The sequence below is a fragment of the Klebsiella michiganensis genome (assembly GCA_000963575.1).
Lineage (GTDB): Bacteria > Pseudomonadota > Gammaproteobacteria > Enterobacterales > Enterobacteriaceae > Cedecea > Cedecea michiganensis_A.
The window spans coordinates 1,863,774-1,877,756 of sequence record CP011077.1; the positions used below are offsets into that span (position 1 = coordinate 1,863,774).

Here is a 13,983-nt window from a genome sequence, read left to right on the forward strand (position 1 = left end):
CGAGCATAAATAAAGCAACATTTGCACCAAAATTGATCTCAATGCGCAAAAAGGGGGCGAAAACGGCAGGCAAATCCCGAAGGCGATCACAATTCCAGCATTATATTTTACCACTGCATAATATTTCTTGTTTTCGTGTCGCGAATCAGGCGGCACGTTAAAACTATGCACTTTTTATTCACTTTATATGAATATGAGGTGTTTTTAAGTTGTTGATTTTTCGTTTCCCTCTCCGGTTTATGCATTTTTATCGCTGGCTGGCACGATGCCTGCAATCTACATTTACAGCGCAAACACTCAATTATTTAACATTTAATAAACTTTTTATTTACCGTGAGGGGTCACTATGTCGCAGTCAATTACACGCCAACATTTCGACGAATGGATGATGCCGGTTTATGCCCCTGCGCCTTTTATTCCGGTTCGCGGCGAGGGTTCCACCCTGTGGGATCAGCAGGGAAAAGACTACATCGACTTTGCCGGTGGCATCGCGGTTAACGCGCTGGGGCACGCTCATCCCGAAATGCGCAAAGCGCTGGAAGAGCAGGCGGCAAAATTCTGGCATACCGGCAATGGCTACACCAATGAGCCTGTTTTGAAGCTGGCGAAGCAGCTTATCGACGCCACCTTTGCGGAGAAAGTGTTCTTCTGTAACTCAGGGGCAGAGGCTAACGAAGCGGCGCTGAAGCTCGCGCGTAAATATGCCCATGATAATTATGGCGCGCAGAAAAGCGGCATCGTAGCGTTCAAGAATGCGTTCCATGGCCGCACGCTGTTTACCGTCACGGCCGGGGGACAGCCCGCTTATTCTCAGGACTTTGCGCCGCTACCGCCGCAGATTAACCATGCGGTGTTTAACGATCTGCAGTCTGCCCGCGATCTGATTAATGACCAAACCTGTGCGGTGATCGTCGAGCCGATGCAAGGTGAAGGTGGTGTCGTCCCGGCCACGCCAGAATTCCTTCAGGGGCTGCGCGAGCTGTGTGACAAACACAACGCGGTACTGATCTTTGACGAAGTGCAAACCGGCGTGGGCCGCACCGGGTCGCTGTATGCCTATATGCATTATGGCGTGACGCCGGATGTACTCTCTACGGCCAAAGCGCTGGGCGGGGGCTTCCCGATTGGAGCGCTGCTGACAACCGACCGTTTTGCCAAAGTGATGGTAGTTGGCACCCATGGCACCACTTACGGCGGTAACCCGCTGGCGAGTGCGGTAGCCGGTCGCGTGCTGGAAATCATTAACACGCCTGAAGTGCTGAACGGCGTGAAACAGCGCCATGACTGGTTTGTTGAGCGCCTGAATCACATCAACCAGAAACACCAGCTGTTCAGTGAAGTACGTGGGTTAGGGCTACTGATCGGCTGCGCGCTGCGCCCTGAGCATGCAGGTAAAGCAAAACTTATTTTGCAGGCTGCCGCACAGGAAGGCCTGATGATGCTCATTGCCGGGGCTAACGTGCTGCGTTTTGCGCCGGCGCTCATTGTCAGCGAAGCGGAAGTTCAACGAGGTCTGGATCGCTTTGAACGTGCCTGCGAACGCTTCCTTGCCGGAGTCTCATCATGATGGTAATCCGCCCGATTGAACGGGGCGATCTGTCGGGGCTGCTTAAGCTTGCCGGGAAAACCGGCGGCGGGCTGACCTCGCTGCCCGCCGACGAAAAAACGCTGGCCGACCGAATCGAACGCTCGCTGCAGACCTGGCAGGGCGGGCTACCGAAGGGAGACCAGGGCTATGTTTTTGTGCTTGAAGATACCCGCAGTGGCCAGGTGGCAGGGATTTGTGCCATTGAGGTGGCGGTGGGGCTGAACGACCCCTGGTACAACTACCGGGTAGGGACGCTGGTTCATGCCTCCAAAGAGTTGAACATCTACAACGCGCTGCCCACGCTTTTTCTCACCCACGACCACACCGGGGCGAGTGAACTTTGCACGCTTTTCCTCGACCCGGCCTGGCGCAAAGAGGGGAACGGGTATCTGTTATCCAAGTCTCGTTTCCTGTTTATGGCAGCCTTCCGCGAGCGATTTAACGACAAAGTGGTCGCCGAAATGCGCGGAGTTATCGACGAGCACGGGCATTCGCCGTTCTGGGAAAGCCTCGGGAATCGCTTCTTCTCTATGGAGTTCGCCCGCGCCGACTACTTATGCGGCACCGGGCAGAAGGCTTTTATTGCCGAGCTGATGCCAAAGCACCCGATTTATACCGACTTCCTCTCCAAAGAGGCACAGGCGGTTATCGGTCAGGTGCATCCGCAAACGGCACCCGCGCGTACCGTGCTCGAAGCTGAAGGATTCCGCTATCGTAATTATGTCGACATCTTCGACGGCGGCCCTACGCTTGAGTGTGATATCGACCGCGTGCGGGCGATTCGCAAGAGCCGCCTGCAAACCGTCGCTGTAGGCCAGCCCGCTACCGACGAACTGCCGGTATGTCTGGTCGCCAATGAAAATTACCACCAGTTCCGCGTGATGCTGATCAAAGCCGATCCCAAAGGCGAGAAACTGGTTATTGATGCCGCAACTGCCGATGCGCTGAAGTGCGCCAGCGGCGATACCGTGCGAGTGGTGCGCCTGTGCCCCGAGGAGAAAAAAGTATGACTAACTGGATCAACGGACAATGGGGACCGGGCCGCGGTGAAGCGCTGCTCAAACATAACCCGGTGAGCGGCTCGCTGCTGTGGGAAGGGCTGGTAGCAGATAAAGCCCAGGTCGAGGAAGCATGCCGTGCGGCTCGCGCGGCGTTCCCGGGCTGGGCGAAACGTCCGTTTGCAGAGCGGCAGGAGATTGTGGAGCGTTTTGCCGGTCTGCTTGAGGCCAATAAAGACGCGCTCGCTGAAACGATTGCCCTGGAAACAGGTAAACCGCGCTGGGAAGCGGCCACCGAAGCGACCGCGATGGTCAACAAAATTGCCATTTCAATCAAGTCTTACCACACCAGAACAGGCGAAACGCACACCGCGATGCCGGACGGGGCGGCCACTTTGCGGCATCGTCCCCACGGAGTGCTGGCGGTCTTTGGCCCTTATAATTTACCCGGCCATTTGCCTAACGGCCATATCGTGCCGGGGCTGCTTGCCGGCAACACCATTATTTTTAAGCCGAGCGAGCTAACGCCGCGCATCGGTGAGCAGGTGATGAAGCTGTGGGCAGAGGCCGGTATTCCTGCTGGCGTACTGAATCTGGTGCAGGGCGGGCGCGAAACCGGCGAGGCGCTGTCGCAGCAATCGGATCTCGATGGCCTGTTGTTTACCGGTAGCGCGGGCACCGGCTACCACCTGCATCGTCAGTTTGCCGGGCAACCGGAGAAGATCCTCGCTCTGGAAATGGGCGGCAACAACCCGCTGATCGTCGAGGATCCACAGGATATCGACGGGGCCGTTCATGTCGCTATCCAGTCGGCGTTTATCACCGCCGGGCAGCGCTGCACCTGCGCCCGCCGTTTGTTGGTGAAGCAGGGCGAGCAAGGGGATGCGTTTATTCGTCGCCTGGTTGAAGTGTCTGCTCGTCTGCAGCCGGGGGAATGGGATGCTATGCCGCAGCCGTTTATCGGTGGGCTTATTTCGGTCCAGGCGGCAGAGCGGGTGCTGACCGCGTTTCAGGAGCACGTCGCGCGCGGCGGTAAGCCATTGCTGGAGCCAAAAATGATTCGTCCGGGCACCTCTTTACTGACGCCGGGCATCGTCGAACTTAGCGGCGTGGCAGACGTGCCGGATGAAGAAGTGTTTGGCCCGCTGCTGGCGATTTACCGCTATACCAACTTTGACGACGCTATCCGTATGGCCAACGACACGCGCTATGGCCTGGCGAGCGGGCTTATCTCGCCGTCGCGCGAGCAGTTTGACCAGCTGCTGCTGGAAGCGCGGGCCGGGATTGTGAACTGGAATAAACCGCTGACCGGGGCCGCCAGCACCGCGCCATTTGGCGGGGTGGGCGCTTCTGGTAACCACCGTGCCAGCGCCTGGTATGCGGCAGACTACTGCGCCTGGCCGATGGCCTCGCTGGAAAGTACGAGCTTCGCGCTGCCGTCCACGCTCAGTCCGGGGCTCGACTTCAGCCGTGAGGGACAGCCATGAAACGCGCGCGTGAAGCCAATTTCGACGGACTGGTGGGGCTGACCCACCATTACGCCGGGCTGTCGTTTGGCAATGAAGCCTCGACGAAGCATCAGTTTCGCGTTTCCAACCCGAAGCTGGCGGCGAAGCAGGGGCTGCTGAAAATGAAAGCGCTGGCGGACGCGGGTTATCCGCAGGGCGTGATTGCCCCGCAGGAGCGTCCGAACATTGGCGTGCTGCGGCAGATAGGCTTTAGCGGCAGCGACGAGCAGGTTGTTGAGCGCGCGGCTCGGCAGGCACCGCAGCTGCTGTCCGCCGCCAGTTCAGCGTCTTCTATGTGGGTGGCGAATGCGGCGACGGTATCCCCCTCGGCCGATACGCTGGACGGTAAAGTGCATCTCACCGTCGCCAACCTGAACAATAAATTCCATCGCGCCAGCGAAGCACCGACGACGGAAAGCGTGCTGCGGGCGATGTTCCGGGACCCCGGGCGTTTTGTGGTACACGGCGCGCTGCCGCAGGTAGCGCTGTTTGGTGACGAAGGTGCCGCTAACCATAACCGCTTAGGCGGCGAGTATGGCGACCCGGGCGTACAGCTATTTGTTTATGGCCGTGAAGATTCGAACAGCGGACAGGCCCCGGCCCGGTATCCCGCTCGTCAGACGCTGGAAGCCAGCCAGGCCGTTGCGCGTTTGAATCAGGTTCGTGCTGAGCAGGTTATCTTCGCTCAACAAAACCCGGCGGTTATCGACCAGGGCGTTTTTCATAACGATGTTATCGCGGTCTCTAACCGCGAGGTGTTATTCTGCCATCAGCATGCATTTGTGGATCAGCAAGGGCTTTACCAGCGCCTGCGGGAAAAAGTCCCTGGCTTCAGGGCCCTGGAAGTTCCGGACGAATTGGTTTCGGTTGCTGATGCGGTTTCGACCTACCTGTTCAACAGCCAGTTGCTGAGTCGCGCTGACGGCGGCATGACGCTCGTGCTGCCGGAAGAGTCACGCCAGCACCCTGGCGTCTGGCGCTATCTGAACCAACTGCTGGAGGCGGATAACCCTGTCCGCGAGCTAGAGGTGTTCGATCTGCGGGAAAGCATGGCTAACGGCGGTGGTCCGGCGTGCTTACGCCTGAGGGTGGTACTGACGGACGAAGAGCTTAGCGCCGTCAATCCGGCGGTAATGATGAACGACACGCTGTTTATGACGCTCAATGGCTGGGTTGATCGCTGGTATCGCGACCGTTTAACGCAGGCCGATTTAGCTGACCCGCAGTTACTGCGTGAAGGGCGTGAAGCACTTGATGAACTGACGCGTATTCTGGATTTAGGTTCGGTGTACCCGTTCCAGCAATAGGGGGGAAAGAATGATAGATTTTCTGGCTCAGACGCTGGCCGGCAAGGCGCCGGAACCTATTTCCGGAGAGAATGCTCACCTCAGCTGGCGCTGGTGGGACGAAGGGATTCTGACGTTGACGCCGCACCAGCCGACAGGAAAAGCGCTGACTGTCTCGGCCGGGATCCACGGCAACGAAACCGCCCCGGTGGAAATCCTTAGCCAACTGACCGAACGCTTGATCTCAGGCCAGTTGCCTCTGCAGTGGCGCACGATGATTATCCTGGGTAATCCGGCGGCGCTGCGCGCGAATAAGCGCTATACCCACAGTGACATGAATCGGATGTTTGGCGGGCGCTGGCAGCAGTTTCCGGAAAGCGTGGAAACTCAGCGGGCGGCCAGGCTGGAACATGCTCTGGAGCAATTTTGGTCGCGAAGTGAGGAACAAACCCGCTGGCATCTGGATATGCACACCGCCATTCGCGGCTCTTATCATCCCCGGTTTGGCGTGCTCCCGGCGAGGCCGCTGCCTTATAGCGAGAGCTTCTTAACGTGGCTGGGCTGCGCCGGGCTGCAGGCGCTGGTGTTTCATCAAAAACCCGGCGGCACCTTTAGCCACTTCAGCAGCGAGCATTTCGGGGCGCTGAGCTGCACGCTGGAGCTGGGAAAAGCCCAGCCGTTTGGGCAGAACGACCTTGGTCAGTTTGCGGTAACCAAAGAGGCAATCTCAGCGTTGTTAAGCGGGGCAGAACCGCCAGTCATCGAGGTGGAACCCCTGCGCTACCGCGTAGCACAGCAAATCACCCGGCAGTCAGAGAAATTTGTGCTGTATATGTCCGGCCAAACGCAGAACTTCACCGCGTTTCCACGAGGGACACTGTTGGCTGAAGACGGCGAGAAGCGGTATGTCGTTAACGGGGAAAAAGAGTACGTTTTATTCCCTAACCCGGATGTGGCTCTGGGGCTGAGAGCGGGGTTAATGCTGGAGGAAATTTAAACTTTAAGCAGCTCTGAATAATTGAGCTGCTTAATCATTTCGGACTGTGCATTTATTTACGGATAATTCCTGGGTACAGGGTTTATTCATCAGGTTGATTGCTGTACACTCTTCGTATTGTCTTTATAATCAGTGTGTTGTTATATTTTGTTGCACTATTTCCTGCCTTAATCCTTATTTTCTTCATAATTGATGCATTCTTGTTTTATACCCTTTCAATGATTTACGGATGCCACCGTCTCCTTGACGATAAGACTCGTAAACTCATTCTCGTCAACACGACATCGTCGTTTTAGCGAGTCGTCAATTTAATGAAAAGAGAAGGTTAAAAATATGCGTAAATTAACTGCACTGTTCGTCGCTTCTACCCTGGCTCTGGGTGCCGCTAATCTTGCCCATGCAGCCGACGTAACCCCGGCTGCGGCGCCGCAAACGGATGCCCCGATGATGCACCATAAAATGATGCGCGGCCCGATGCATGACATGATGTTTAAAGACCTGAACCTGACCGATGCGCAGAAACAGCAAATCAAAGACATTATGAAAGAACAGCGCGGCAAGATGCAGCGTCCGTCCGTTGACGAACGCCGTGCGATGCATGACGTGATTGCCAGCGACAGCTTCGACCAGGCCAAAGCACAGGCGCAGGTTGATAAAATGGCGGAGCAGAATAAAGCGCGCATGCTGGCGCATCTGCAAACCCAGAACAAGATTTACAACATCCTGACTCCGGATCAGAAAAAACAGTTTAATGCGAATTTTGAGAAGCGTCTGACAGAACGCCCAGCGCATGAAGGTAAAATGCCAGCTGCTCAGTAAGCCTGAGCGACTAAATTAAGACCGCCGGTCTTGTTCACAATAGCGATGTACGCTGTGAACAGGACCGGCGGTTTTCTCTTTTGACCTTTTCCCCGCCATTTACCCTTCGCTCGACTCAAATAATACCGCCTGACAATAATCACGTCGGTGGGACAAGCCATTTTAAACACTCAATTTCAGCAACTTACATAAAAAATTGCAGCTGACTCCGCAGAATTCACCGCACGAGCCTGAGGGTGAGAAATTTACTTTGCTTCCTGATAAAAAAGTCGCTAAATCATTGTCACAAAAATAGAACCAGGGCTACAGCAACCGGCAGCGGCTGCCGATAACACTGGCGTCAGGCAAAGATCTGACGAACAAAACAGAGAACTGATGAGCAGGCCGCCAGGCGCGAAGATGACCGGCCGGTGCCGCTCAATTTAAAGAGCAAATGCCAGGGCGTGCTGATGTCGTGCGTCCTCAGGAGTGGTGATGGAATTCTTTGATATACGAAAGGTGCCGGTGAACCTCTGGCGCAACGGTGCCGGGGAAACGCGCGAGATATGCTGTTTTCCGCCCGCGACGCGAGATTTCAACTGGCGGGCCAGCATCGCCTCTTTGGCCCACAACGGCGAGTTTCCCGTCTTCCCGCAGGTTGACCGGGTAATGACTCTGCTGGAGGGCAGCGAGGTCGTTCTGGACGGCGGAAAGGCGTTTCGGCATACGTTAAAGCGCTATCAGCCTTTTACTTTTTCCGGTGAGCAGCCGGTAAAAGCAGAACTGACCCGCGGCATGTCGATGGACTTTAACGTGATGACGCGTCGGGATCGCTGCAGGGCCCAGGTGAGGGTGGCGGACAGAACCTTTACCACTTTTGGCACCCGGGGCGGCGTTGTTTATGTCCTGAGTGGTGAATGGCAGCTGGAAGATAAACTGCTGTCGCCGGACCAGGGGGCCTGGTGGCAGGAGGGAAGCCACACGCTGCGGCTGTTAAAAAATGAAGGCCAATTGCTGTTCAGCGAAATTACCTATTTGTAGACTGAATGCCCGGGAGCCTGCCGGGCAATCCTCTTCCTGCCTGCTGATTATCCTCAGAAACTGCTGTGCTACTGCGGTTTTGCTCTCCATTTCCCCTTCCTGTAAACGCCCGGCAGCATCCCGTGCTGGATAAATTTCACAAGCGCGATCCGGCTCACCCTTCGATAAAAAAGTCCTATGACCCGCTGGCGGATTATTTGGTTTATTAGTTAAGTTGTATATACAAATATAGACAAAAACCCGATGCAAACAGGATGCTGACATGTCAACGCAAAAGAAGCTATGCAGTCTCACTCCAGGTTCCGTTTCACTGGCCACTCTGCGCGAGATCTACCACGGAAATGTGCTGCTCAGGCTCGACCCTGGCGCGGTCGCCGCCGTTGAGCGCGCACTTGGGACGGTAGAGGCTATTGTTGCCCACGGCGATGTGGTCTACGGCATTAACACCGGTTTTGGCAAGCTGGCGCAAACCACCATCGCCACCGATCATCTGGCTGAACTTCAGCGTAACCTGGTGCTGTCACATAGCGTTGGGCTCGGGGAAGCGCTGCCGGATGACGTAGTCCGGCTGGTGATGGCCAGTAAAATTATCAGTCTGTCACGGGGGCATTCGGGCGTTCGCCTGCTGGTGATCGACAGCCTTGTTGCGCTGTTTAACGCCGGCGTCATGCCGGTGATCCCGGAGAAAGGCTCGGTGGGGGCATCCGGCGATCTGGCGCCGCTGGCGCACCTGTCGCTGATGTTACTGGGCGAAGGGAATGTCAGAGTTAACGGCGAACAGATCCCGGCCGTTGAGGGCTTGAAACTGGCAGGCGTTAAGCCGCTAGTGCTGGGCCCAAAAGAGGGTCTGGCGCTGCTGAACGGCACGCAGGTTTCGACGGCGCTTGCGCTGCGCGGGCTGTTTGAGGGCGAGAAGGTATTTGCGGCCGGGCTGGTGGCGGGCGCGCTGTCGCTGGAGGCTATCAAAGGGTCCGTGAAGCCGTTTGACGCGCGTATCCACCAGGCTCGTGGTCAGGCCGGACAGATTGATGTGGCTGCGGCGGTTACTGCGCTTCTCGCCGACAGTAAAATCGTTGATTCCCACGCCCACTGTGGCCGGGTTCAGGACCCTTATTCCATTCGCTGCGTGCCGCAGGTTATGGGGGCGTGTCTGGATAACCTTCGCCATGCCGCGCGAGTGCTGCAGATTGAGGCCAACGCTGCCTCAGATAACCCGCTGGTGTTCAGCGACACCGGGGAGGTGATTTCCGGCGGTAACTTCCACGCGGAGCCGGTTGCCTTCGCCGCCGATATCATCGCGCTGGCGGTGGCGGAAATTGGTGCGATTTCGGAGCGCCGCCTGGCGCTGCTGCTGGATACCGGGCTGTCTGGTCTGCCGCCGTTCCTCGTGAAAGAGGGCGGGATTAACTCCGGCTTTATGATCGCGCAGGTCACCGCTGCAGCGCTGGCCTCCGAGAACAAATCGCTCTCCCACCCGGGCAGCGTCGACAGTTTGCCCACCTCTGCCAATCAGGAAGATCACGTTTCCATGGCAACCTATGCGGCACGACGTCTGGGTGCAATGTGCTTTAACACTGCGGCAGTGGTTGGAATTGAGGCCATGGCGGCGGCTCAGGGCATCGAATTTCACAGGCCGTTAAGCAGTTCACCGCTGCTTGAAAAGGTCTTCGGGGATATTCGCGAGCGCGTCGCGTTCCTGGAAAAAGACCGCCTGCTGGCACCGGATATCGAGCAAATGCGCCTCTGGGGCTGCAGCGACGGCTGGCCGGAGGCTATCACCCGGCTTCTGCCTTCGTCATCTTTGTAAGAGACATTTTGGCATTGGCTGGTTTAGGGCGGAGAGAGGATTTCTGCTTCTTCAGGTAATAAAGGCCGCTTCAGCGGCCTTTAGTTTTTACTTTCCATTGTTCCCGAAGCATTTAGCTAGCTTAAGGGATTGAAGCTGATTGAGCCTCGACTGGGCTTTTTGCCGAGCTTCGTCCTTTGCCATCCCGTTTCCGATACCGAAGTCACCCAGAAAACCAAGAACTGTTCTGCCGTCAAATTGCCCGGTAGATTCAATCTCTGACTGAACGCTATGGAGTTTGGCTATCTCTACGTCCAGGGCCTTACAATCGAGAGCCGTGGCTTCTTCTGTCGTCACTGATGGAGATTGTGGATACTGTTTTGTTGCACAGCCTACAAGCAGCAAAGAAAATAAAACCGGTACTGAAATAAAAACTTTGTTCATCATTATCCTTAATTAACTTTATTTTTATTATATTTCAAAATGTTGCTCAATTGATATGGCAACAAAGAACCAGAAAAACAGGCAAGTTACTTTCCTTCATTGCTGACATAGCACGTATTATTAGCCCACAAAGATAGGGGGGGCATTATTGCAGCTAATCGACAAACGTCAATCATGAATTAAAACAAGTGCCCCGGAATGTCTTTATTTCAGCTCTATCACTTCATATTCCCCGCTCAGCATCAGCTTGCAGAGAATCTTGTAGCCATCGTTGTCAAAGCCTTCCGGCGGCTGTCGGCGGTTTGTGGCGTCAGCCAGCCGCTGTACGGAGCCAAGATAAAACCAGTGATCTATCAGGTGATACTCGGTCATCTCCGGGCTGCGTTCCACAATGGCAACGGAGTTTTTCCATGGCCAGCAAATCAGGCGCACCTGTTCGAGAGCCTGAACCAGGCGGGCGTGATGCTCGGCCTGAGTCTCTTTGCCGCAGCATGCGCCGGCGCAGCGTTTAAGCGCCGAGCGAAAACAGGCCCGGCCTTTACTCAGGGATTCCAGGCCCAGCAGGCCGTAACAGAGCCGATGCTCATCGGCCAGCCCCTGTAGCGTTTGCAGCGCGGCCCGACGGTTCGCATACAGCCCGTACAGACCCGGCTGGCGGGAAAAATCGACATCTTTGGCGTACACCACCTGCGGTGTTTCCCCCTGAAGAGACAGGGAACAAAGCTGACGGTTACGGCGCAGGCGCTTGTTGAACAGCGGCTGCTGCTCTTTGATCATTTGCGCTTCCAGCAGCAGCGCCCCGAGTTCGCCGGCGGTGCGGATGAAGGTAATCCGGCGAGACTGCCTTAAAAGGGCTGCTTCATCAGGCGTACGAAAATGGGACATCACGCGCGTGCGTATATTCACGCTTTTGCCGATATACAGCGGCATGACGTCGCTATCCCCGTGAAAGACATAGATGCCGGGCCCTTTGGGCAGACAGTCCAGCCACGGCCTGAGATGTTCCGGATATTCATAGACCGCCGCGGCTTCAAACTCCAGCCGCGACGTATTTGCCCGCCTGACCACATCGAACTCCTGATTACTGTTTATTTTCCCAGTATAGCAGCCCGAACCGTGAAGAGTGAATCGCCGTTAACCATAGCGACGGGTGGCCAGCCAGCAGAGCAGAGAACCGCCTACCACCATTAATACGCCTTGCCAAAATGCAAACCCGGGATGCAAACCCAGCCACAGCGTGGCGAGCAGGGCGGATAACACCGGCGTGAAGTAGGAAGCCGTGGCGAGCAGCGTCATGTTTCCGCGCTGAATGCCAACATTCCAGGCTGAGTAGGCGACGGCGGTGGAAATCCCCATAAATAACAGCTGCGCCGTACCGGATAGCGTGAAGTGTATTGCCGGGTGTTCAACAAAGGCGAACTTGATCCACAGCACCAGCGCGGTGGCGCAGAAGAACAGGCTGACGCCGCTTTTACCTTCGCTCCAGCGTCGCGTCAGGTTGCAGTACAGCGCCCAGATAACGGCGGCGGCAAAAGCCAGGCCGTAGGCCAGTGGGTTATCGAGAATGTTGTGCCACATCATAAGAGGAGACCAGTCGCCGTCGCCTTTCATCACCTGCACAATCCCCGCAAGGGAGAGCGCGAGTCCAGGCCACAGCCACAGGTTGCTGCGTTGGCCGTTAATAAACAGGGCGAAAAAGACGGTCAGGCAGGGCCAGAGATAATTAATCATCCCCAGTTCCAGAGACTGGGCGCGGGTGTGGGCAAAGCCGATCGAAAGCGCCAGGCTTATTTCATAGCCAACAAAGAGCAGCCCGCCGACCCAGAGATAACGAGGTGGGAGCTCGCGTATTTTGGGCAAGCCCCGGACGATGCAAAGGCACAGCGCGCTGACGGTGTAGAGCAGGGCCGCGCCGCCGACAGCACCAAAGTGCTCGCTGATGCTGCGCAACAGGCCAACGGAGGTGCTCCAGAGCAGAATTGCGATAAGGCCGATAAGCGTGGCGCGCTGGGAGGAGGTGTCCATGTCTATCCTGTAGAAAGGGCGGCACTGTGCCGCCCTGAAGAATTGCTCACGCAAAACTATGCCAGACTATTTTTTCCAGAAATCATCAAACACGGTAATCGGCGGACGGCGCTTGTGTTCCGTTTTCAGATACCAGCCCTCAATGATTTTTGCCGTTTCGGCCGGAACGGTTTTGCCTTCCAGATAATCGTCGATTTGCACGTAGGTTACGCCCAGGGCCGCTTCATCCGGGAGAGAAGGGCGATCGTCTTCGAGATCGGCTGTCGGGGCCTTGAGGTACAAGTGTTCCGGGCAGCCCAGCGTTTTCAGCAGCAGTTTGCCCTGGCGTTTGTTGAGGCGGAAAATAGGGTTAATGTCGGTGCCACCGTCGCCATACTTGGTGAAGAAGCCGGTGACGGCTTCCGCGCCATGGTCAGTTCCTACCACCACGCCTTTGGTCATGCCGGCGATGCTGTACTGCGCTTTCATGCGCTCGCGCGCTTTTTCATTGCCGCGAACAAAATCGCTCAGTTCGATACCCGCTTCGCGCAGCGCCTGCTCGCTGGCAAGCACGGCACCCTTGATGTTCACCGTTAACACGCGGTCGGGCTGAATAAATTCAATGGCGTCCTGGCAGTCCTGCTCGTCGGCCTGTACGCCAAACGGCAGGCGCACGGCGATAAACTGATAACTTTCGTCACCGCTCTCTTTTCGCAGTTCGCTGATGGCTAACTGGCAAAGTTTGCCCGTCAGGGTTGAGTCCTGGCCGCCGCTTATCCCCAGCACCAGAGATTTAATAAACGGGTAGGTTTTAAGGTACGTTTTCAGAAAATCAACGCTGACGCGGATCTCTTCTGTGGCGTCGATCTGTGGCTTGACGCCCAGTGCCTGAATAATCTCTTGTTGCAGAGCCATTTAACCCCTCCAATAAGCTTTGCCTGCAACCTGCAGGCCGCAAAATTTTATTGCCATAAAACTTACCCTGTTGCGCTGAAAACGACAAGGCTCAAAGACTTGCCCGCCTTGCAGGCGGCGAGTTTTCCTGCAAACCAGACGGGAATCTTATGCATACTCTCATTGTCCGAATTTTCACTCGTTAAGGCTAACGAGTTGAAAAATGTTCTTTTATATTCCAGGCTTATCTAACACGCAGGATCAATACATTCATTGATGAGGATAATTATGAATAATAAATTTGCAGGATTTTTAGGCGCGGCAGCGGTAATGGCTATGCTGGCAGGGTGTACCGCTTACGATCGTACCAAAGATCTGGTGACTGAGCCAGTGGTGAAAGATGTGAAAAAAGGCATGACCCGTGCCCAGGTACAGCAGATTGCCGGTAAACCGTCTTCTGAAGTGACCATGATTCACGCCAAAGGAACCTGCCAGACTTATATTCTGGGCCAGAGGAACGGTAAAGCTGAAACTTACTTTGTTGCGCTGGATGACGCCGGTCGGGTGATGAACTCCGGTTACCAGACCTGTGCTGAATACGACACCGATCCGCAGGCACCTAAAGCCTAAGCTATCCGG

General features: G+C 55.9%; 13 protein-coding genes. 9 read left to right on the forward strand and 4 right to left on the reverse strand.

All coding sequences use genetic code 11. The annotated features are described in order from the left end of the window. Positions 1-346: 346 nt before the first annotated feature. The 8 genes from VW41_08865 (at position 347) to VW41_08900 (ending at position 10,023) form a co-directional block, all read left to right on the forward strand. Positions 347-1,567, forward strand: a complete 1,221-nt coding sequence (locus VW41_08865; protein AJZ89136.1) for an acetylornithine aminotransferase — start codon at positions 347-349, stop codon at positions 1,565-1,567. Next, complete coding sequence (locus VW41_08870) at positions 1,564-2,598, forward strand: arginine succinyltransferase (protein ID AJZ89137.1); 1,035 nt, start codon at positions 1,564-1,566, stop codon at positions 2,596-2,598. Before VW41_08865 ends, VW41_08870 begins: the two co-directional genes overlap by 4 nt. Then, positions 2,595-4,073, forward strand: a complete 1,479-nt coding sequence (gene astD, locus VW41_08875; protein AJZ89138.1) for a succinylglutamate-semialdehyde dehydrogenase — start codon at positions 2,595-2,597, stop codon at positions 4,071-4,073. The genes VW41_08870 and astD overlap by 4 nt, the downstream gene beginning before the upstream one ends. Then, positions 4,070-5,401 carry a succinylarginine dihydrolase gene (locus VW41_08880; protein AJZ89139.1) on the forward strand — a complete coding sequence of 444 codons (1,332 nt, stop codon included), beginning with the start codon at positions 4,070-4,072 and terminating at the stop codon, positions 5,399-5,401. The genes astD and VW41_08880 overlap by 4 nt, the downstream gene beginning before the upstream one ends. Before the next feature lie 10 nt (positions 5,402-5,411). Then, positions 5,412-6,377 (forward strand): succinylglutamate desuccinylase, encoded by a 966-nt coding sequence (locus VW41_08885; GenBank protein AJZ89140.1) that lies wholly within the window; start codon positions 5,412-5,414, stop codon positions 6,375-6,377. A 333-nt stretch (positions 6,378-6,710) separates the two neighbouring features. Next, positions 6,711-7,196, forward strand: coding sequence for a periplasmic protein (locus VW41_08890; protein ID AJZ89141.1), 486 nt, complete (start codon positions 6,711-6,713; stop codon positions 7,194-7,196). Between the two features lie 474 nt (positions 7,197-7,670). After that, positions 7,671-8,216 (forward strand): hypothetical protein, encoded by a 546-nt coding sequence (locus VW41_08895; GenBank protein AJZ89142.1) that lies wholly within the window; start codon positions 7,671-7,673, stop codon positions 8,214-8,216. A gap of 262 nt (positions 8,217-8,478) precedes the next feature. Further along, positions 8,479-10,023 (forward strand): histidine ammonia-lyase, encoded by a 1,545-nt coding sequence (locus tag VW41_08900; GenBank protein AJZ89143.1) that lies wholly within the window; start codon positions 8,479-8,481, stop codon positions 10,021-10,023. A gap of 87 nt (positions 10,024-10,110) precedes the next feature. Here VW41_08900 and VW41_08905 read toward each other — a convergent pair whose 3' ends face one another. From VW41_08905 to nadE, 4 genes are all read right to left on the reverse strand, one after another. Then, positions 10,111-10,446 carry a lipoprotein gene (locus tag VW41_08905; protein AJZ89144.1) on the reverse strand — a complete coding sequence of 112 codons (336 nt, stop codon included), beginning with the start codon at positions 10,444-10,446 and terminating at the stop codon, positions 10,111-10,113. 204 nt (positions 10,447-10,650) lie between these two features. Beyond that, entirely contained in the window at positions 10,651-11,514 is an 864-nt protein-coding gene (locus tag VW41_08910) for a nucleotide excision repair endonuclease (GenBank protein ID AJZ89145.1), read from the reverse strand. Between the two features lie 66 nt (positions 11,515-11,580). Beyond that, complete coding sequence (locus VW41_08915; protein ID AJZ89146.1) at positions 11,581-12,471, reverse strand: aromatic amino acid exporter; 891 nt, start codon at positions 12,469-12,471, stop codon at positions 11,581-11,583. 66 nt (positions 12,472-12,537) lie between these two features. Next, complete coding sequence (nadE, locus tag VW41_08920; GenBank protein AJZ89147.1) at positions 12,538-13,365, reverse strand: NAD synthetase; 828 nt, start codon at positions 13,363-13,365, stop codon at positions 12,538-12,540. Positions 13,366-13,632: 267 nt separating this feature from the next. Between nadE and VW41_08925 the strand changes: the two genes are divergently transcribed. Further along, positions 13,633-13,974, forward strand: coding sequence for a transcriptional regulator (locus VW41_08925; protein AJZ89148.1), 342 nt, complete (start codon positions 13,633-13,635; stop codon positions 13,972-13,974). Positions 13,975-13,983 lie beyond the last annotated feature (9 nt).

Coding starts and splice junctions, on each gene's coding strand:
- VW41_08865 (AJZ89136.1), top strand. CDS start 347: ATGTCGCAGTCAATTACACGCCAACATTTCGACGAATGGATGATGCCG.
- VW41_08870 (AJZ89137.1), top strand. CDS start 1,564: ATGATGGTAATCCGCCCGATTGAACGGGGCGATCTGTCGGGGCTGCTT.
- astD (AJZ89138.1), top strand. CDS start 2,595: ATGACTAACTGGATCAACGGACAATGGGGACCGGGCCGCGGTGAAGCG.
- VW41_08880 (AJZ89139.1), top strand. CDS start 4,070: ATGAAACGCGCGCGTGAAGCCAATTTCGACGGACTGGTGGGGCTGACC.
- VW41_08885 (AJZ89140.1), top strand. CDS start 5,412: ATGATAGATTTTCTGGCTCAGACGCTGGCCGGCAAGGCGCCGGAACCT.
- VW41_08890 (AJZ89141.1), top strand. CDS start 6,711: ATGCGTAAATTAACTGCACTGTTCGTCGCTTCTACCCTGGCTCTGGGT.
- VW41_08895 (AJZ89142.1), top strand. CDS start 7,671: ATGGAATTCTTTGATATACGAAAGGTGCCGGTGAACCTCTGGCGCAAC.
- VW41_08900 (AJZ89143.1), top strand. CDS start 8,479: ATGTCAACGCAAAAGAAGCTATGCAGTCTCACTCCAGGTTCCGTTTCA.
- VW41_08905 (AJZ89144.1), bottom strand. CDS start 10,446: ATGAACAAAGTTTTTATTTCAGTACCGGTTTTATTTTCTTTGCTGCTT.
- VW41_08915 (AJZ89146.1), bottom strand. CDS start 12,471: ATGGACACCTCCTCCCAGCGCGCCACGCTTATCGGCCTTATCGCAATT.
- nadE (AJZ89147.1), bottom strand. CDS start 13,365: ATGGCTCTGCAACAAGAGATTATTCAGGCACTGGGCGTCAAGCCACAG.
- VW41_08925 (AJZ89148.1), top strand. CDS start 13,633: ATGAATAATAAATTTGCAGGATTTTTAGGCGCGGCAGCGGTAATGGCT.